The organism is Nocardioides guangzhouensis, assembly GCF_004519545.1.
Classification (GTDB): Bacteria; Actinomycetota; Actinomycetes; order Propionibacteriales; family Nocardioidaceae; genus Nocardioides; species Nocardioides guangzhouensis.
This window is the reverse complement of the sequence record NZ_SDKM01000003.1, coordinates 178,815-196,255: the sequence shown is the minus strand read 5'-3', so window position 1 is coordinate 196,255 and position 17,441 is coordinate 178,815. Positions and strand designations below refer to the sequence as shown.

General features: G+C 72.4%; 21 protein-coding genes. 4 read left to right on the top strand and 17 right to left on the bottom strand.

The genetic code is table 11. The features are described 5' to 3' along the window. Positions 1–20: 20 nt before the first annotated feature. From ahcY to EKO23_RS03475, 6 genes are all read right to left on the bottom strand, one after another. On the bottom strand, positions 21–1,451 hold the full coding sequence (gene ahcY / locus EKO23_RS03500) for an adenosylhomocysteinase (RefSeq protein ID WP_134714105.1): 1,431 nt from the start codon (positions 1,449–1,451) through the stop codon (positions 21–23). A 113-nt stretch (positions 1,452–1,564) separates the two neighbouring features. Beyond that, complete coding sequence (locus EKO23_RS03495; RefSeq protein WP_134714103.1) at positions 1,565–2,668, bottom strand: DUF808 domain-containing protein; 1,104 nt, start codon at positions 2,666–2,668, stop codon at positions 1,565–1,567. Between the two features lie 159 nt (positions 2,669–2,827). After that, positions 2,828–3,853, bottom strand: a complete 1,026-nt coding sequence (locus tag EKO23_RS03490) for an SIS domain-containing protein (protein WP_134714101.1) — start codon at positions 3,851–3,853, stop codon at positions 2,828–2,830. A gap of 7 nt (positions 3,854–3,860) precedes the next feature. Beyond that, positions 3,861–4,025, bottom strand: coding sequence for a Trm112 family protein (locus tag EKO23_RS03485; RefSeq protein ID WP_134714099.1), 165 nt, complete (start codon positions 4,023–4,025; stop codon positions 3,861–3,863). Then, positions 4,022–5,425, bottom strand: coding sequence for a phosphomannomutase/phosphoglucomutase (locus EKO23_RS03480; protein ID WP_134714097.1), 1,404 nt, complete (start codon positions 5,423–5,425; stop codon positions 4,022–4,024). Before EKO23_RS03480 ends, EKO23_RS03485 begins: the two co-directional genes overlap by 4 nt. 77 nt (positions 5,426–5,502) lie before the next feature. Then, positions 5,503–5,877, bottom strand: a complete 375-nt coding sequence (locus EKO23_RS03475) for a DUF3499 domain-containing protein (protein ID WP_134714095.1) — start codon at positions 5,875–5,877, stop codon at positions 5,503–5,505. A gap of 49 nt (positions 5,878–5,926) precedes the next feature. On the opposite strand from EKO23_RS03475, the gene EKO23_RS03470 reads away from it, so the two are divergent. Next, the gene (locus tag EKO23_RS03470; RefSeq protein WP_134714093.1) at positions 5,927–6,358 is read left to right on the top strand and encodes a metallopeptidase family protein; all 432 of its coding nucleotides are present in this window, start codon (positions 5,927–5,929) and stop codon (positions 6,356–6,358) included. A gap of 130 nt (positions 6,359–6,488) precedes the next feature. On the opposite strand, the gene EKO23_RS03465 is transcribed toward EKO23_RS03470, so the two are convergent. From EKO23_RS03465 to sigE, 3 genes are read right to left on the bottom strand one after another with little or no spacing between them, the layout of a single operon-like run. After that, the gene (locus EKO23_RS03465; protein WP_134714091.1) at positions 6,489–7,994 is read right to left on the bottom strand and encodes a S1C family serine protease; all 1,506 of its coding nucleotides are present in this window, start codon (positions 7,992–7,994) and stop codon (positions 6,489–6,491) included. 14 nt (positions 7,995–8,008) lie between these two features. Continuing rightward, positions 8,009–8,536, bottom strand: a complete 528-nt coding sequence (locus tag EKO23_RS03460) for an anti-sigma factor (RefSeq protein ID WP_134714089.1) — start codon at positions 8,534–8,536, stop codon at positions 8,009–8,011. Continuing rightward, positions 8,533–9,117, bottom strand: coding sequence for an RNA polymerase sigma factor SigE (gene sigE, locus EKO23_RS03455; RefSeq protein ID WP_217702431.1), 585 nt, complete (start codon positions 9,115–9,117; stop codon positions 8,533–8,535). The genes EKO23_RS03460 and sigE overlap by 4 nt, the downstream gene beginning before the upstream one ends. A 260-nt stretch (positions 9,118–9,377) precedes the next feature. Here sigE and EKO23_RS03450 point away from each other — a divergent pair, with 260 nt between their 5' ends. After that, positions 9,378–10,019 (top strand): O-methyltransferase, encoded by a 642-nt coding sequence (locus tag EKO23_RS03450; RefSeq protein ID WP_134714210.1) that lies wholly within the window; start codon positions 9,378–9,380, stop codon positions 10,017–10,019. Positions 10,020–10,043: 24 nt separating this feature from the next. On the opposite strand, the gene EKO23_RS03445 is transcribed toward EKO23_RS03450, so the two are convergent. The 3 genes from EKO23_RS03445 to EKO23_RS03435 are packed head-to-tail and all read right to left on the bottom strand — an operon-like array spanning position 10,044 to position 12,152. Next, positions 10,044–10,388, bottom strand: coding sequence for a hypothetical protein (locus tag EKO23_RS03445; RefSeq protein ID WP_134714087.1), 345 nt, complete (start codon positions 10,386–10,388; stop codon positions 10,044–10,046). Then, entirely contained in the window at positions 10,388–11,983 is a 1,596-nt protein-coding gene (locus EKO23_RS03440) for a leucyl aminopeptidase family protein (protein ID WP_246050873.1), read from the bottom strand. The genes EKO23_RS03445 and EKO23_RS03440 overlap by 1 nt, the downstream gene beginning before the upstream one ends. A 1-nt stretch (position 11,984) precedes the next feature. After that, positions 11,985–12,152 carry a DUF3117 domain-containing protein gene (locus tag EKO23_RS03435; RefSeq protein WP_134714085.1) on the bottom strand — a complete coding sequence of 56 codons (168 nt, stop codon included), beginning with the start codon at positions 12,150–12,152 and terminating at the stop codon, positions 11,985–11,987. Positions 12,153–12,270: 118 nt separating this feature from the next. Between EKO23_RS03435 and EKO23_RS03430 the strand changes: the two genes are divergently transcribed. Together EKO23_RS03430 and EKO23_RS03425 are read left to right on the top strand one after the other, a co-directional pair. After that, a complete protein-coding gene (locus tag EKO23_RS03430; protein WP_134714083.1) occupies positions 12,271–13,044 on the top strand; it encodes a PaaX family transcriptional regulator in 774 nt (257 codons plus the stop codon). 52 nt (positions 13,045–13,096) lie between these two features. Continuing rightward, on the top strand, positions 13,097–13,891 hold the full coding sequence (locus tag EKO23_RS03425) for an enoyl-CoA hydratase-related protein (RefSeq protein ID WP_134714081.1): 795 nt from the start codon (positions 13,097–13,099) through the stop codon (positions 13,889–13,891). A 21-nt stretch (positions 13,892–13,912) separates the two neighbouring features. Here EKO23_RS03425 and EKO23_RS03420 read toward each other — a convergent pair whose 3' ends face one another. The 5 genes from EKO23_RS03420 to dapE are packed head-to-tail and all read right to left on the bottom strand — an operon-like array spanning position 13,913 to position 17,421. After that, positions 13,913–14,686 carry a M14 family zinc carboxypeptidase gene (locus EKO23_RS03420; protein WP_134714079.1) on the bottom strand — a complete coding sequence of 258 codons (774 nt, stop codon included), beginning with the start codon at positions 14,684–14,686 and terminating at the stop codon, positions 13,913–13,915. A 3-nt stretch (positions 14,687–14,689) separates the two neighbouring features. Continuing rightward, positions 14,690–15,115 carry a hypothetical protein gene (locus EKO23_RS03415; RefSeq protein WP_134714077.1) on the bottom strand — a complete coding sequence of 142 codons (426 nt, stop codon included), beginning with the start codon at positions 15,113–15,115 and terminating at the stop codon, positions 14,690–14,692. Between the two features lie 14 nt (positions 15,116–15,129). After that, positions 15,130–15,534: a DivIVA domain-containing protein gene (locus EKO23_RS26575; protein ID WP_175582656.1), complete on the bottom strand. Its 405-nt coding sequence runs from the start codon at positions 15,532–15,534 to the stop codon at positions 15,130–15,132. A 7-nt stretch (positions 15,535–15,541) separates the two neighbouring features. Beyond that, entirely contained in the window at positions 15,542–16,303 is a 762-nt protein-coding gene (locus EKO23_RS03405) for an LOG family protein (RefSeq protein ID WP_246050872.1), read from the bottom strand. Beyond that, a complete protein-coding gene (gene dapE, locus EKO23_RS03400; protein WP_134714075.1) occupies positions 16,300–17,421 on the bottom strand; it encodes a succinyl-diaminopimelate desuccinylase in 1,122 nt (373 codons plus the stop codon). The genes EKO23_RS03405 and dapE overlap by 4 nt, the downstream gene beginning before the upstream one ends. Between the last annotated feature and the right edge of the window lie 20 nt (positions 17,422–17,441).

The following is a 17,441-nucleotide window of genomic DNA, read 5'->3' as shown; positions in this document are numbered from 1 at the left end:
CCCCACTCCCCTGCCTCCGCTCAGTAGCGGTACTGCTCCGACTTGTAGGGACCCTCGACGGCCACGCCGAGGTAGTCGGCCTGCTCGGAGGTCAGCTCGGTGAGCTTGACGCCCAGCGACTCGAGGTGCAGGCGCGCGACCTCCTCGTCGAGGTGCTTGGGCAGCACGTAGACGCCGGTGGGGTACTCCTCGGTCTTGGTGTAGAGCTCGATCTGCGCCAGGACCTGGTTGGTGAACGAGTTCGACATCACGAACGACGGGTGGCCGGTCGCGTTGCCGAGGTTCATCAGCCGGCCCTCGGACAGGATGATGATGCTCGGGCCGCCCGGGAACGTGAACAGGTCGACCTGCGGCTTGACCGTCTTGCGCTCGATGCCGGGCCAGTTCTCGATGCCCGCCATGTCGATCTCGTTGTCGAAGTGGCCGATGTTGCCGACGATCGCCTGGTGCTTCATGCGGCTCATCTGCTCGGCCGAGACGACGTCCTTGTTGCCGGTCGCGGTGATCACGATGTCGGCGATCGGGAGCACGTCCTCGAGGGTGGAGACCTGGTAGCCGTCCATCGCGGCCTGCAGCGCGCAGATCGGGTCGATCTCGGTCACGATGACACGGGCGCCCTGGCCGCGCAGCGACTCCGCGCAGCCCTTGCCGACGTCGCCGTACCCGCAGACCACGGCGACCTTGCCGCCGATGAGGACGTCGGTGGCGCGGTTGATGCCGTCGACGAGGGAGTGGCGGCAGCCGTACTTGTTGTCGAACTTGGACTTGGTGACCGAGTCGTTGACGTTGATGGCCGGGAAGAGCAGTGAGCCCTCCTTCATCATGTCGTAGAGCCGGTGCACGCCCGTGGTGGTCTCCTCGGTGACGCCCTTGATCTCGTTGGCGATCTTGGACCAGCGGTCGCCGGACTCGGCGAGCGATTCGGTGAGGACCTCGAAGATGATCCGCTGCTCGGTGCTGGTGGCGGTGGCGGGGTCCGGGGCCTGGCCCTTCTTCTCCGCCTCGACCCCGAGGTGGAGCAGGAGGGTCGCGTCGCCGCCGTCGTCGAGGATCATGTTGGCGAACTGACCGTCCGGCCAGCGGAGGATCTGCTGGGTGCACCACCAGTACTCCTCCAGGGTCTCGCCCTTCCAGGCGAAGACCGGGATGCCCTGCGGGTTCTCCGCGGTGCCGGTCGGGCCGACCGCGATCGCCGCGGCGGCGTGGTCCTGCGTCGAGAAGATGTTGCAGGACGCCCAGCGGACCTCGGCGCCCAGCGCGACCAGGGTCTCGATCAGGACGGCCGTCTGGATCGTCATGTGCAGCGACCCGGCGATCCGGGCACCGGCCAACGGCTTGCTCGCCGCATAGCGCTCGCGCATCGCCATGAGCCCGGGCATCTCGTGCTCGGCGAGGGAGATCTCGGTGCGGCCGAAGTCGGCCAGGGAGAGGTCGGCGACCTTGTAGTCCATGTTTGTGTATGTCCTCCGTCGGGCGGGCAGTCGATCCAATGTAGCCCCGGGATCCCCACGTCCGGGAATTCTCGACGCACCGCGCAACACGCGTCCCGACCCGTCGTACGGCGTCAGGCGGTGGTGCCCTCCGGCCCGCGGCCCGGCGGGTCTTCCTCGCCGTCCGGGCCGTGCTCGCCCGTGGGCTGCCCCGCGGTCGCGTCGTGCTCGTCCGTGGGCTCCTCGCCGTGACCCTCGCCGTGACCCTCGCCGTGACCCTCGCCGTGGCCCTCGCCGTGACCCTCGCCGTGGCTCTTGCCGAACGGCAGCACGTGCATGACCGCGACCACGACCGCACCGACCACCAGGCCCACGACGGCGGAGAAGAACGTGTTCACCAGCCAGCCGAGGGCCGCCCCGATCCCGGAGACCGCGTGGTGCACGTCCTCCTCGACGTGGTGCACCGCGTCGTACGGCGCGTGCCAGCCGAGCTCGTCGACACCGACCAGCAGGATGTGGCCGCCGACCCAGAGCATCGCGATCGTGCCGACCACCGAGATCACCGCCAGCAGCCGCGGCATCGCCTTGACCAAGCCGTGCCCGAACCGCTGGACGCCCTGCGAGCTCCGCTGGGTCAGGCTGAGGCCGACGTCGTCCATCTTCACGATGGCTGCGACCACGCCGTACACCAGGATCGTGATCGCGATGGCGACCACGACGAGGATGATCGCCCGCGACACGAAGGGCTGGTCCGCGACCTCGTTGAGCGCGATCACCATGATCTCGGCGGAGAGGATGAAGTCGGTCCGGATGGCGCCGCGCACCATCGCGGCCTCCTCCTCGGGGCCGAGCTCGGTGCGGAGCTCCTCCTGCGGCGTGTGTCCGCTGACCTTCTCCCAGACCTTCTCGGCGCCCTCGTAGCAGAGGTAGGTGCCGCCGACCATGAGCAACGGGGTCAGCAGCCACGGCAGGAACTGGCTGAGCAGCAGCGCGGCCGGGAGGATGAACAGCAGCTTGTTGCGCAGCGAGCCGACCGCGATCTTCTTGATGATCGGCAGCTCGCGCTCGGCGGCGACGCCGTGGACGTACTGCGGGGTGACTGCGGTGTCGTCGACGACCACGCCGGCGGCCTTGGCGCTGGCGCGTCCGGCCGCGGCACCGACGTCGTCGACGGACGCAGCCGCCAGGCGGGCGAGCACCGCGACGTCGTCGAGGAGCGCGAAGAAGCCGCCGCTCACCGGGTCTCCCCCGCTCGTCGTACCCGCCGTCCGGCCCTGTGCGTCGTCACGCGCGCAAGCCTAGCGAGCGCCGGGATCGTTGCGGTTGGGTCCCCGACCGCGCGAGATCGCGGCAGGAACGTGCGGTTCGTGACCGATCGACGGGGTGCGAGGGCCCGGTCAGTCGGTGTGGCCGACCTGGAGGTACGCCGCGGCGTAGCGGCCGTGGAGGGTGAGCGAGGCGTAGCGCGCGACCTCGCTCTCGGCCTCGGTCGACACCGTCTCGACCCGCACGCCACGCGAGTCGGCGGCGGTCAGCAGCCGACCGCGCTGCTCGCGGACCACGGCGTCCTCGGCGCGGTCGTCGAGCACCAGCAGCACCGGCCGGCGATCGGCCGGCTCGTCGCCGAACGGGTCGTCGAAGACGTCACGCGGGCGGGCCGCCTCGATCACCGGCAGCAGGTGCTCGGCGTCACCGGCCAGCGCGCCGCGGCCGACCGCCCGGCGCAGGGACTCCGCGACCCGGCGGGCGGCGCGGGCGGCCAGCACCGACCCGCCCCACACCAGCGGGTTGGCGTCGGCCAGCGCGATCGCCAGCACCTTGGCCGGGTTCACCGCGAGGTCGCGGTGCGGCGAGCAAGCGATGGCGACGTCGTCGAGCGCGGTCGCCACCTCGTCGGCGTCCGTGGTCGGGCCCAGGCCCACCCGGTGCAGGTAGTCCAGCATGACCACCGCGGTCGCCAGCTGGTCGCCCGAGCGGGTCGGCAGGATCGAGGTCCAGCGGCCGGCCGCGTGCTCGGCCACCATCGAGTCGGGGGCGCAGGCCACCACGACCTGACAGCCGCGGCGCACCGCCTCCGCGACCGCGGACGCCGCGGCCGGGTCGGAGCGCTCGGGTGCCAGCATCACGACCAGGTCGAGGCTGCCGGCCCACCCGGGGAGCTGCGACCCGGGCCAGGCCACGAACGGCACCGGGCACCACGGCTCGAGCACCGCGCGCAGAAGCCGCGAGTCGGGACCGGCGGCGATCACCGCGCGCGGGCGGACGTCCCGGTTGCGCTCCCACGCCTCCGCGGTCGCCTCGGCGGCCTCGACGGCCTCGCGGCGCACGCGCGCGCCCGACTCGGCGAGGTCGCGCAGCAGGGCGTCGTACCCGCCGAGGGCACGCTCGTCTTCGAGCCGGGACTCGTCGAAGTAGCCGGCCATCGGTGCCTCAGGAGGGCTTCCGGGCCTCGTCGACCAGGAGCACGGGGATGTCGTCGCGCACCGGGTAGGCGAGCCCGCATCCCTGGCAGACCAGCTCCTCGCCCTCGGCGACCAGGCTGCCGTGGCAGTCCGGGCACACGATGATGTCGAGCAGCTGCTTGTCGAGGTTCACTGGTCTCTCCTGATCACGGTGAGTACGTCGTCACGGATGGTGGCCATCGTCGCCGCGTCGGCGCCCTCCGCGTTGAGGCGGAGCAGCGGCTCGGTGTTCGAGGCGCGAACATTGAACCACCAGTCCTCGTGGGCGAAGGTCAGGCCGTCCAGCTCGTCGACCGTCACACCCGGCCGCTCGCCGTACGTCGCCCGGAGCTCGGCCAGCACCGCCGCCTGGTCGGCGACGGTGGAGTTGATCTCGCCGGAGACGACGTACCGCTCGTAGTCGGCGAGCAGCGCGGTCAGCGGCTGGTCGGTCTCGGCGAGCGCGGCCAGCGCGTGCAGCGCCGCCAGCATCCCGGAGTCGGCGCGCCAGAAGTCGCGGAAGTAGAAGTGGCCGCTGTGCTCGCCGCCGAAGATCGCGCCGGTCTCGGCCATCGTGGTCTTGATGAAGGAGTGCCCGACCCGGGTGCGGACCGGGGTGCCGCCGAGCTCGGTGACGATCTCCGGCACCGCGCGCGAGGTGATCAGGTTGTGGATCACGGTGGCGCCGGGCTCGCGGGCCAGCTCGCGGGCGGCGATCAGCGCGGTGAGCGTCGACGGCGACACGAGCCCGCCCTGCTCGTCGACGAGGAAGCAGCGGTCGGCGTCCCCGTCGAAGGCCAGCCCGATGTCGGCGCCCTCGGCGACCACGCGCTTCTGGAGGTCGACCAGGTTGTCCGGGTCGATCGGGTTGGCCTCGTGGTTCGGGAAGGTGCCGTCGAGCTCGAAGTACAGCGGGACCAGGTCCACGACGTCTCCGAGCCGGCCGAACACCGCCGGCGTGGTGTACCCCGCCATGCCGTTGCCGGCGTCGACCACCACCTTGAGCCGGCGACCCCGCACCGGGGCCAGGGACAGCAGGTGCGCGGCGTACGCCGCGAGCACGTCGGTGTGCGTGAGCTGGCCCGGCGTACCGGCACGGACGGTCGCGCCCGCGGCGACCCGGTCGCGGATCGCGGCCAGGCCGGAGTCGCGACCGACCGGGGCGGCGCTGGAGCGGCACAGCTTGATCCCGTTGTACGTCGCGGGGTTGTGGCTGGCGGTGAACATCGCCGCCGGGTGCCCGAGATGTCCGGAGGCGAAGTACAGCTGGTCGGTCGAGGCCAGCCCGATCATCACCACGTCGGCGCCGGCGTCGGTCGCTCCCTGGGCAAAGGCGCCGGCCAGCGCAGGCGAGGACTCACGCATGTCGTGGCCGACCACCACGGTCCGGGCCCCGACCTCGGCCACGAACGCGATGCCGACCGCACGGGCCAGCTCCTCGTCGACCTGGGAGCCGACCAGCCCGCGGACGTCGTAGGCCTTGAAGACGGCGTCGAGGTTCGTGGGGTCCAGCGTGGAGCTGGCGGGCTGCGTGTCGGGCTCGGTGTCCGGCATGGTCGGGAGCCTAGTCGGCGAGGCCCGGTGCCGTCAGGCGGCCGGCGGAGCCATCGGCGGTCGGCACCACTGTCGGGTCAGTCCGTGGTGAGGACCCGCAGGTGGCCGCGCCGGGTGCCCTCGCGGATCGTGTCCAGCGGCTCCACGCCGGCGAGACCGATGGGCTGCGGGGCGGGCACCGGGCGGGCGGCCTCACGGACGGCGTCGGCCAGCGCGAGCAGGTCGTCGCTGGACGGCTCCAGCGTCGACGGGTCGGGCGCCAGGCGCATGACCTCCCAGCCGCGCGGGGCGCTGAGCCGCTCGCTGTGGGAGTCGCAGAGGTCGTAGGCGTGCGGCTCGGCGTACGTCGCCAGCGGGCCCAGCACGGCGGTCTGGTCGGCGTACACGTAGGTCAGCGTGGCGACCGCCGCGCGGCCGCACGCAGTCCGCGAACAACGACGTGCTGGGTTCACGTGGGAGACGCTACCCGGGACCCGAGCACGCCCCGATTAGGCTCGCGGTGTGAGGTCGAGGATCAGGGACCGGCGGGGGCGCGGACCACGGGGACCGGGGGTGCTGCCGGCCACCGCGCCGGGGCAGCGCGTGGTGCGCCCGCAGCCCGACCGGCGCGCGCAGTTCGACAAGCTGGTGCTCGGGATCGTCACCGACGTCGACGAGCGCTGGCACGACCGGCTGGGGCTGGTCGAGTACGCCGTCGAGGACACGCCGCTGATCCCCGACGACTGGGACGACGACACCGTCCCGCTCTCGTCGCTGATCCGCGGCACCGGCGGCAACCCGAGCCGGCTGGTGCTGTTCCGCCGCCCGATCGAGCAGCGCGGCGCCACCCGCGAGGAGCTCGAGGCCCTGGTGCTGACGATCGTCGTCGAGCAGGTCGCCGAGCTGCTCGGCATCGACGCCGAGGACGTCGACCCCCGCTACCGCGCCGACTGACCGGTCGTCACCCCTGCCGGATGATTCCCCGGGCGACCGGGGAATCTGTCGCTTGTCAGGCAATGCTTTCCCTGACAGGCACGGGTTTCCCCGGTCGACCGGGGAATCCTGCTGCCCCCGGGGATGCGGCTCAGCCGACCTTCGAGTCCAGGGTGACCTGGAGCTTCTTGGTCTGGCCGTCGCGGTCGACGGTGAGGGTGACCTCGTCACCGGGCAGGTGCGAGCGGATCGCGACGATCAGGGTCGGGCTGTCGGTGACCGCACGGTCGTTCAGCGCGGTGACCACGTCGCCCTTCTCGAGGCCGGCCTGCTCGGCCGGGCTGCCCTTCTCGACATCCTTGATGTGGGCGCCGTCGCCGGAGCCGTCGCTGTCCACGGAAGCACCGATCACGGGGTACCGCGCCTCGCCGTCCTTGAGGATCTGGTCGGCGGTGACCTTGACCTGCTCGATCGGGATCGCGAACCCGACGCCGATGTTGCCGGACTCGCCGCCGAGGCTGCCGCCGGTGGTGGCGATCGCGGAGTTCACGCCGACGACCTGGCCGCGCATGTCGACCAGCGGGCCACCGGAGTTGCCCGGGTTGATCGCGGCGTCGGTCTGCACGGCGTTGATGTACGACGCGACGTTGTTGGCGTCGCCGCCGGTGGTCACCGGCCGGTCGAGCGCGCTGACGATGCCGGAGGTGACGGTGCTGCTCAGGCCGAGCGGCGAGCCGATCGCCACGACACCCTCACCGATCTGGAGGTTGGTGGAGTTGCCGAGCGAGGCCGGCTTGATGTCCTTCGGCGGGTTCTTCAGGTAGAGCACCGCCAGGTCGTAGATCGGGCTGCGGCCGACCACCGTCGCGGGGTACCGCTTGCCTGCCTGGTCGATGACCTCGATCTCGCCTCCGTCGGCGGCCTCGGCGACCACGTGGTTGTTGGTGACGACGTGGCCCTGGCTGTCGAGGAAGAAGCCGGAGCCGGTGGCGCCGCTGCTCTCGTCGCCGCCGGTCTTGGCGATGATCTGTACGGTGCTCGGCAGGGTCTTCTTCGCGACCGCCGCGATGCTGCCGTTGTCGGCGGGCAGCGGCGCCTTGGAGACCGTGTCGACGTCGGCCAGCCCACCGCTGGTGCGGCCGGGGTCCTGGGTGGCCTCCTGCCACTGGTCGACGACCGCCCCGCCGACGGCACCGCCGACCAGGCCGACCACCAGCGCGAGCACGGCGACCGGCCAGAGGGCGCCACGGCGCTTCTCCTTGCGCTCCGCCTGGGGGTACGACGGGCCCGCGGTGCCGTAGCCGGCGTACGGCTGCGGGTAGACGCGGCCCTGCTGCTGGGTCGGGGAGTACGACGCGGGGCCGGACGGGACGTACGACGGCGCCCCTTGCTGGGCGTGCGCCCCCTGCTGCTGTGCGCCGTACCGGCCGTAGGGCTGCTGGCCGTACTGGCCGTACTGCGGGTAGCCCTGCGGCGCCTGCTGCGGCGCCTGCTGCTGGGCCTGCTGCTGGGCCTGCTGCTGGGCCTGCTGCGGCGCCTGCTGCTGGGCCTGCTGCGGTGCCTGCTGCTGGGCCTGCTCGCCCGGCAGCCGGAGCGTGTGCTCGACGTCGGCGGGCTCGTCGGGGCGCTCGGGTCCGGACTGCTGCTGGTCGTTCACGGCGTGATTCTCACTCACTTCGACTCGGGGGTGACGGCCAGGGCGAGCCGCGCGGAGGCGGTGGTGCCCAGCCGGAGCTGCCGGGCCGGGCGGCCTTCACGGGCACCGGTGGTGTCCTGGCCGCCCTGGGAACCGGACTCGGAGGGTCGGGTCAGGGAGGTGGTCGGGAGGCGCCGGTCCAGGCCCGGGGTCTGGGCAGCGGGCACGGTCATCGCGAACACGCCGATGAACGCGGCGCCGACCGATCCGACCCCGATCGCAGCGGCCATGAGGCGGCGCCGGTCGTGGGCGGGCTCGATCTCGGGCTCCGGCCAGCCGAGGGCGGTCACCCGGGCCAGGCTGCCGGTCAGGTGACCGGGAGCGCACGGCTGCGGGCCGGCCAGGCCGAGCTCGGACACCCGGGTCTTCACCCAGCCCTCGCGCTCGACGGCGAACCGGCAGGTGTGACAGGTGTGCACGTGCGCCCACAGCCGCTCGGACTCCGCCGCGGGGAGCTGGCCGTCGACGAGGGCACTGACCCGGTTGCCGACATGCCCGATCACCGGACCGCCTCCGGGGTCCCGGTCGGGTGCGGCCCGGCGTACCGGACCCGGCCCTCGCTCGGGGCGCGGTGCGCCAGCTCCTTGCGCAGCATCGCCCGGCCGCGGTGGATACGGGAGCGGACCGTCCCCAGCTTCGCGTCGAGGATCTCGGCGATCTCCTCGTAGGACAGGCCCTCGATGTCGCAGAGCACGACAGCGGCACGGAAGTCGGGGGGCAGCTGGGCCAGGGCCCGCTCGACGTCGTCGTCGAACATGCGGTCGTCGACGTGGCCGTGCGGGGTGGTGTCGCTGGTCAGCCGCGCGGCCCGCTCGTCGGACAGCGCATCGAACCGGATCCGCTGCTTGCGGCGGGCCTGGTCGAGGAACAGGTTCGTGGTGATCCGGTGCAGCCAGCCCTCGAAGGTGCCGGGGGTGTACGTCGAGAGCGAGCGGAAGACCCGCACGAAGACGTCCTGGGTGAGGTCCTCGGCATCGGCGGCGTTCCCGGTGAGGCGGTAGGCGAGGCGGTAGACGCGATCCGAGTGCTGGGCGACGATCTCCTCCCAGCTGGGGACCACGGGTGCGTCGGATGCCACGGGCATCTCCTTCTCGCGACGTCGTCTCAACTGTGACCTCTCTGACCGTAGGGACTGCTGCTGAGAGAACCCTGAACGCCGAGCCTCCTGCTTCCTTTGAACCCGGTCTGCACCGGTGCTGCCGGGACGCCGGTCCTCTCCGTCGGAGAACGAATCCAGCGCCCTGCCTGTTCCCGATCCACGCTCCGGCAACACGCGGTTCCCACGCGGTAAGGTCGCCGCAACGGCGCGTCGTACGAGCCCAGGAGGCCATCATTCCCACCACGATCAAGCCCGCCAGCTGGTCCTACGCCGAGGAGTTCGTGGCCGAGGACGACGTGCTCTCAGCGGCCCGTGCCCGCGCCGAGGAGGTCGGCGTGGTGCCGATCGGCTCCGGCGGCGGCGCTGCCCTGCGCTTCCTCGCGTCCGTGCTCGACGCGCGAGCGGTGGTCGAGGTCGGCACCGGCACCGGCGTGTCGGGCCTGTGGCTGCTGCGCGGCATGCGGTCGGACGGCGTGCTCACCACCGTCGACATCGAGGCCGAGCACCAGCGCCTGGCCCGGCAGACCTTCAGCGACGCGGGCATCGCCTCCAACCGGATCCGCACCATCTCGGGCGCGGCCCTCGACGTGCTGCCGCGGCTGACCGACGGCCACTACGACCTCGTGTTCTGCGACGGCGACAAGCGGGAGTACGCCGACTACCTCGGCGAGTCGCTGCGGCTGTTGCGCCCCGGTGGCGTGGTCGCCTTCGACAACGCCCTGTGGCACGACCGGGTCGCCGACCCGGCGCAGCGGGACGAGGAGACGGTCGCGATCCGCGAGCTGGGCCGCGCTGTGGCCGCGGACGACGGTCTGGTGCCGGTGCTGCTCCCCGTCGGCGACGGCCTGCTGGCCGCCCGGAAGGTCTGGGTCCCGGAGGGCGACTGACCCCGGGGGCCGGTCCGACCGGGGTCAGGCCTCCGCGCGCGGGCTGGCGGCGAAGCCGTCCTTGCCCTCGGCGATGGCCACGACCTCGCACGGCTCGATGAGCACCGGCGCGCTGCCGATGATCTGCGAGCCCGGCGACTCCGCGGCAGTGGCGACGAAGGACTCCTGGAACTCCGCCCGCGCCTCGTCGGAGGCGAAGACGTAGCAGCCCTCGAACCACTCCCCCGGGCGCATCCGCCAGGTCTTGAAGCCCAGGCCGTCCTTTCCGGTGAACCGGGCGTGCGAGGTGTCCGCGACGTACGTCGCGAGGAGCTCGGCCACGTCGGCCGGCGCGTCGGCGAGGGACCAGCGGACGGTCAGGCCCTTCATCACAGCCCTCCCAGGGGGTCGTCCTCGAGCCAGTGGAGCAGCACGCGGGTGCCGAATCCGGTGGGGCCGGCGGTCCACTCGGCCCAGTCGCTCACGGCGTCGCCGACCGAGGCGATGTCGAGGTGGGCCCACGGCACGTCGCCGGTGAACGGCTGCAGGAACAGGGCGGCGGTGATCGCGCCCGGACCGCCGCCCGCGTTGTCGGCGTCGGCGACCTTCGACTCGATCAGCTCGCCGTACTCCTCGTGCAGCGGCATCCGCCACAGGCGCTCGCCGGAGGCGGCCGAGGCGGCCGCGATCGCGGCGGCCAGCCCCTCGTGGTCGGCGAAGTAGCCGCCGGTGCGCAGCCCCAGCGCCACCTTCATCGCGCCGGTCAGGGTGGCCACGTCGACCAGGGCGTCCGGCTTGATCCTGTCGACGGCGTAGGCGAGCGCGTCGGCCATCACCAGGCGCCCCTCGGCGTCGGTGTTGGTGACCTCGGTGGTGCGGCCGCCGTAGTGGGTGATCACGTCACCCGGCCGGAACGACGCGCCGCCGATGGCGTTCTCCGCGGCCGCGACCAGGCCGGTGACGCGGACCGGCACGTCGAGCGCGGCCAGCGCCGCCATGGTCGCGATCACGACCGCGCCCCCGGTCATGTCGCGCTTCATGTTGACCATCGCCTCGCCCGGCTTGATCGAGAGGCCACCGGTGTCGAACGTGATCCCCTTGCCGACCAGCACGACGTGGCCGTGCGTCTTGCGGCCGGACCTCGTCGGAGTGTGGTCGAGCCGGACCAGCCGCGGCGGCGTGGCCGAGGCGGAGCCGACGGCGAGGATGCCGCCGAAGCCCTCCTTGGCCAGCTGCTTCTCGTCCCAGACCGTGACCTTCAGCCCGGTCTCCCCCGCCGCCGCGACCGCCTGATCGGCGAGCCAGGCAGGGTTCTTGATGTTCGACGGCACCGTGGCCAGGAACCGCGCGCGCCACCCGGCGCCCGCGACCGCCACCGCCTTGTCGACCACCGGTTGTCTCGACCCGTCACCGGCCAGCAGCACGCGGCCGACGGGCCTGCTCCTCGGGCCGTTCGACCGCACGTGGAAGCCGAACGAGGCCAGGGTCAGGCCCACCACGAAGCCGCGCAGGGCCGCGTCGTCGGCGAGCCCGGGCAGCGTCGTCGCGACCGCCTCGCGGTCACGGACCGAGCGGGCCAGCGCGGCACCGGCCAGCCGGAACGCGTCGGTCCCCAGGTCACCGACACCGACCAGCGCGACCTCGCGCACGCCCTCGTGGCCGAGCACCGGGTGCCGGTGCACCTCGCCCGGCTTGCCGGTCGCACCGTGGTGGTCGAGCGCTGCCAGCAGGTCGATGCCGAGCGCGTCACCGAGGTCCGCGGCACCGGGGCCCAGCGCCGGACCGCTGGTGCCGTCCTCGTCGCCCCCGTCGGCGGGCAGCACCGGCAGCGCCACCACCACCCCGCCGTCGGCGCCGATGTCGGCGTCGAGGGCGTGCAGCGGCGATCCCGTCCACGAGAACGTGGGAGGTACTACCTGGTCGGGAACCTGGTCGGCAGTGCGACCGGCGGTGTTGTTCGAAATGTCGTCGACTCCCGTGGGCACGTCAGCCGGTGACGTCCTTGAGCGCGTCACCGAGAGCTCCGGCCTCGTCGGCGTTCAGCTCGACAACGAGGCGGCCACCTCCTTCGAGCGGGACGCGCATCACGATGCCGCGTCCCTCCTTGGTGACCTCCAGCGGACCGTCGCCCGTCCGCGGCTTCATCGCCGCCATCCGCGCACCTCTTCCTGTTCCTCCGAGCGCCTGGTGGCGCCGTACGCGCGGCCATTATCCCCTATCGCCGGGTGTGCTCCGACACGTTCCGGTCAGGTTCGCTGGCAGACTCCCTCCCATGCACGCGCGGTCGGCCCTGTTCGATGTCTACGGAGACCACCTGCGCACGCGTGGCAACGAGGCGCCCGTGGCCGCGCTGGTCCGGCTCCTCGAGCCGGTCGGGATCGCCGCGCCGGCGGTGCGCACCGCCATCTCGCGGATGGTGATCCAGGGCTGGCTCGAGCCGACGATGCTGGAGGCCGGTCGTGGGTACGCCGCGACGGAGCAGGCGATCCGGCGCCTCGACGCTGCCGCCGAGCGGATCTACCGCACGACGCGCCGGGAGTGGGACGGCTGCTGGCACCTGGTGTTCCTGGACCCGATCCGGCAGCGCGCCGACCGCAACCGGGTCCGGGCCGGCCTCGGCTGGCTGGGGTACGCCGAGCTGTCTGACGCCGTCTGGATCTCGCCGTGGCCGCAGCCCGAGCTCACCGGCCTGCTGGGAGGCGAGGGCGCGACCGCGGCCACCGCGACCGCGACCGACTTCCAGCCGGCCGGACTCCCGGCGTCGTGCTGGGACCTCGCCACCCTCGGCGAGGAGTACGCCGAGTGGCTGGAGCGGGTGCGGGAGGTCGAGCCCGTCGACGACCACGACGACCCGGACGAGGCGGCGTTCGCCCAGCGTTTCTCGCTGGTGCACGAGTGGCGGCTGTTCCTGTTCCGCGATCCCGGCCTGCCCGACGAGCTGCTGCCCGCCGCGTGGCCGGGGCGGGAGGCTGCGGCACACTTCACCGCGGAGGCGGAGCGGCTCAAGCCCGGCGCCGACCGGTACGTCGACCGCTGCCTCCAGTGACCTGCCCCGCCCCACGACCCGCCCCACACTCGCCCCGACGAAGGGATCCCCGATGTCCGACCAGCCCGTCCTCCTCGAGGTCGCCGACGGCGTCGCCACGATCACGCTGAACCGCCCGGACGCGATGAACAGCCTCGACGTGGCCACCAAGGAGGCGCTGCTGGAGGCGGTCCGCTCGGCCGCGGAGGACGACGCGGTGCGCTGCGTGGTGCTCTCCGGCTCCGGGCGCGCGTTCTGCGTCGGTCAGGACCTCAAGGAGCACGTCGAGCTCCTCCGGAGCGGGTCGAGCGACGCGCTGTTCACCACCGTCGAGCGGCACTACAACCCGATCGTGACGCTGCTGGCGACGATGCCGAAGCCGGTGGTCGCCGCGGTCCAGGGTGTGGCTGCCGGGGCCGGCGCGAGCCTGGCGTTCGCGTGCGACCTCCGGGTGCTGGCCGAGTCGGCCGGCTTCAACCTCGCCTTCACCGGGGTGGCGCTGTCGGCGGACACCGGCGCCACGTGGACCCTCCAGCGGATCGTCGGCCGGGCCAAGGCGATCGAGCTGCTCTACTTCCCCAGCACCATCGGGTCGGCGCAGGCGCTGGAGCTCGGCCTGGCCACGTCGGTGGTGCCGGCCGAGGACTTCGCCGCCGAGGTCGCCCGGCTGGCCGGGCGCCTGGCGGCGGGGCCGACCGTGGCCTACGGCGCGATCCGGCGCGCGGTGGCGAACTCCGCCGGCGCGTCGTTCGAGGACGCGATCGCGTTCGAGGGCGAGATGATGACGCTCACCGGCGGCACCCGCGACCACCGTGCTGCCGTGGACGCCTTCCTCGCCAAGGAGAAGCCGGTCTACGAAGGCCGGTGAGTCGGCACATCCTGTGCCGGGTCAGCCGACCCGGTAGGCGTAGAGCGCCTTGAGCAGCTGCCGCGGTGCGGCCTTCCGCATGCGGTAGCGGGTCGGGCTGGCGCCGTACTCGACCGTGATCGCCGCGCCGGCGAAGTTGTGGTTGAACCACATCGTCATCGTTCCGTGGCACACGCCGCCGCACGTGAACTGCTTGCGCGGCAGGTTGAGGTGGTCGGCGAGGCGGCGTGCGAACGCCGGCCGCTTGGTGTCCGTGTCGACGCCGTGCAGCGGCTGGTGGAAGCTGACCACCCACTTCGGGCGCACGTCGCGCAAGAACCGCATGACGGCGCGGGTCTCGGGCTCGGAAGCGGCCCGCGCCCCGGACTCGTAGCTGCCGTCGAGGTCGCGCCAGCGGTAGGGGAAGTTGCGGTTGAGGTCGACGCCGCGGGCGTTCTTGCGGGTGTGGCGGGCGTAGCCGTCGGGGTTGTACGTCGGCACCAGCCACATGTCGATGCCACGCACCTCGGCACCGTCCCTGAGTGCCAGCAGGATCTGCCGGGTGTGCCGCTCGTCGCCGTGCATCGTCGAGAAGATCACCGCCCGGTCGCGGTTGCCGGGACGACCGACCCGCCAGGCGACGATCGGCCGGTCCTGCCGGCTGCGACCGATCACGCGCTTCTCCACGACCGCGTCGGGCAGTCGCGCGGCCGCTTGCCGGGCGACCGGCGCGGCCGGGGAGGCCGAGGTGAGCGCCGGGGTGGCGAGGAGCGGCAGGGCGACCGCCGCTGCCGTGAGGAGGACCCGAGAGAACATGAGCTACACCGCCGAGGTGAGGTAGGCCCAGGTGAACACGCTGACGCCGACCAGCATCCCGACGTGGGCGAGGATCGAGAGCCCCGGCCCTTCGCTCCATTCGTCGTGGACGGCGCCGGCGGAGTGCTTGCCCTGGGAGGGGAGCCAACGGATGAGGATCATCAGGCCCACGATCGCGGTGATCCACCACAGCGCGAGCGCCGCGATGCCGATGAGCGCGTTGCCACTGCCGTCACCGAACCCGGTGACCAGGAACACCACCCAGCACATGAGCGCTGCGAGGCCGACGATCGTGTGCGTGTTGAGCAGGCCGTGCGAGATCTGGAGCCGTCCGGCTCCCGCCTTGTCGCCCCCGAGCCGGACACGCGTGAGGACCACCACGACGCCTGCGAGCGCGGTGAGGATGTAGACGATCCATTCGAGGGGCACGGGGCGAGTGTGCCCTAAACGCCAGTGTGGGGGCCATCACCCCCGCCGTCGGCGGGGCGATCGGCAGAGTGGTCGTCAGGGTGGTCGGCTGGGTGGTCGGCTGGGTGGTCGGCTGGGTGATCGGCAAGGTGGTCCGCGGGAGGGCCGTCGTCGCCCTCCGCCTCGGCGGCACGACGTTCGGCGTCCTCGAGCTGGGCGGCGAGGCGGTCGAGGAGGGCGTCCACCTCGGACATCCGGTAGCCCCGCAGGACGGTGGTGAAGCGCACCCGACGGAGGTCGCCCCCGACCAGGTCGTCGGCCGGCACCAGCACGTCCGGCCGGTCGTCGTACGTCGGCGCGAGGGGTGCCCCCCAGCCGCTTGCGACCATCGCGATGCCGCCCAGGGCCAGCACGATGAGGATCGCGAAGAACCAGGTCATGTGCGGCTCACTCCGGCTGGTGCGGCTTGTCGGCGGTGGGGCCGTGGCCCTCGCGCGCCTCCACCATGAGGCGTACCGCGAGGTCGACGTCGTCGGTGACCGTGATCAGGTCGAGGTCGTCCTGGGTGATCTTGCCTCCCGCCAGCACCGTGCCCCGCAGCCAGTCCATGAGGCCCGACCAGTAGTCGACGCCCACCAGGACGACCGGGAACGACGTGACCTTCTGGGTCTGCACCAGGGTGAGCGCCTCGAAGAGCTCGTCGAACGTGCCGAGCCCACCGGGCAGCACCACGAAACCCTGGGCGTACTTCACGAACATGGTCTTGCGGGCGAAGAAGTACCGGAAGTTGATGCCGACGTCGACCCACTGGTTGAGCCCCGCCTCGAAGGGCAGCTCGATGCCGAGCCCCACACTGATGCCGCCGGCCTCGGAGGCACCCTTGTTGGCGGCCTCCATGGCGCCGGGCCCGCCGCCGGTGATCACCGCGAACCCGTGCTCGACGAGGAGCCGCCCGACCTGCTCGCCCTGGGCGTACGCCGGGTCGTGGTTCGCGGTGCGCGCCGACCCGAACACCCCGATCGCCGGCCCGAGCTCGGCCAGCGCCCCGAAGCCCTCGACGAACTCGGACTGGATGCGGAGGACTCGCCACGGATCGGCGTGCACCCAGTCCGTCGGGCCGCGCGAGTCCAGCAGCCGCTGGTCGGTGGTGCCCGTGTCGACCTGGGACCGGCGCATCAGCACCGGCCCCTTGCGCTTGTCCCGGCTCATGCGCCCTCCCCCTGATCTGCCTGCCCGACCGTCATCCCCTCCGTCAGCCCCTCCGTCAGCCCCTCTGTCAGCCAGGCCCGGAGCCGGGCCTCGCAGCGCTCGATGTCCGCGAACGGCACGTGCTCCTCCTGCTTGTGCGCCAGCAACGGGTCGCCGGGTCCGTAGTTCACCGCGGGCACGCCGAGCCCGCTGAACCGGGCGACGTCGGTCCAGCCGAACTTGGGGTGCGCCTCGCCGCCGACCGTCGCGAGGAACGCCGCCGCGGCGGGCACGGAGAGCCCGGGCAGCGCGCCGGGGGCGCTGTCGGTGATCGTGACGTCGTACCCGCGGAAGAAGCCGCGCAGGAACTCCTCGGCCTCGACCTCGGAGCGGTCGGGCGCGAAGCGGTAGTTGACCTCGACCACGCACTCGTCGGGGACCACGTTGCCGGCCACGCCGCCGTGCACCCTCACCGCGTTGAGGCCCTCGCGGTAGCGCAGGCCGTCGATCCACGGCTGCCGCTCGCGGTAGTCGTCGAGCAGCCGCAGCACGGCCCCGGCCTTGTGGATGGCGTTGTCGCCCATCCAGCTGCGGGCGCTGTGCGCGCGCTCGCCGGCGAGTCGGACGTCGATGCGCATCGTTCCCTGGCAGCCGGCCTCGACGCCCGCGTTGCTCGGCTCCATGAGGATCGCGAAGTCGGCCCGCATGAGCTCGGGGTCGCTGGCGGCGAGCTTGGCCAGGCCGTTGTGCTCGGCCTCGATCTCCTCGGCCTCGTAGAAGACGTAGGTGACGTCCCGGTTGGGCGCGGCGAGATGGGCGGCGAGCCTGAGCGCCACCGCGACGCCACCCTTCATGTCGCAGGAACCGAGGCCGTGCAGGTTCTCCTCGTCGCGCCACGCCGGCAGGTTGTCGTTGAGCGGCACCGTGTCGAGGTGTCCGGCGATCACCACACGCTCCCGGCGACCGAGGTCGGTGCGAGCGACGACCGTGTTGCCGCGGCGGGTTACCTCGAGGTGGCTGACCGCGCCCAGCGCCTCCTCGACCTCGTCGGCGATCTGCTTCTCGTCGAGGCTGACGGAGAAGACGTTGACCAGCTGCTCGGTCAGGGTGACGGCGTCGGCGGAGAGGTCGATCGGCATGCCCTCATCCAAGCAGGTCG

Excerpts from the sequence above, each read along its gene's own strand:
- EKO23_RS03420 (WP_134714079.1), bottom strand. The coding sequence starts at position 14,686 with ATGTTCTCTCGGGTCCTCCTCACGGCAGCGGCGGTCGCCCTGCCGCTC.
- EKO23_RS03445 (WP_134714087.1), bottom strand. The coding sequence starts at position 10,388 with ATGAAGGGCCTGACCGTCCGCTGGTCCCTCGCCGACGCGCCGGCCGAC.
- EKO23_RS03425 (WP_134714081.1), top strand. The coding sequence starts at position 13,097 with ATGTCCGACCAGCCCGTCCTCCTCGAGGTCGCCGACGGCGTCGCCACG.
- EKO23_RS03405 (WP_246050872.1), bottom strand. The coding sequence starts at position 16,303 with ATGAGCCGGGACAAGCGCAAGGGGCCGGTGCTGATGCGCCGGTCCCAG.
- sigE (WP_217702431.1), bottom strand. The coding sequence starts at position 9,117 with ATGCCCGTGGCATCCGACGCACCCGTGGTCCCCAGCTGGGAGGAGATC.
- dapE (WP_134714075.1), bottom strand. The coding sequence starts at position 17,421 with ATGCCGATCGACCTCTCCGCCGACGCCGTCACCCTGACCGAGCAGCTG.
- EKO23_RS03430 (WP_134714083.1), top strand. The coding sequence starts at position 12,271 with ATGCACGCGCGGTCGGCCCTGTTCGATGTCTACGGAGACCACCTGCGC.
- EKO23_RS03480 (WP_134714097.1), bottom strand. The coding sequence starts at position 5,425 with ATGCCGGACACCGAGCCCGACACGCAGCCCGCCAGCTCCACGCTGGAC.
- EKO23_RS26575 (WP_175582656.1), bottom strand. The coding sequence starts at position 15,534 with ATGACCTGGTTCTTCGCGATCCTCATCGTGCTGGCCCTGGGCGGCATC.
- ahcY (WP_134714105.1), bottom strand. The coding sequence starts at position 1,451 with ATGGACTACAAGGTCGCCGACCTCTCCCTGGCCGACTTCGGCCGCACC.
- EKO23_RS03490 (WP_134714101.1), bottom strand. The coding sequence starts at position 3,853 with ATGGCCGGCTACTTCGACGAGTCCCGGCTCGAAGACGAGCGTGCCCTC.
- EKO23_RS03435 (WP_134714085.1), bottom strand. The coding sequence starts at position 12,152 with ATGGCGGCGATGAAGCCGCGGACGGGCGACGGTCCGCTGGAGGTCACC.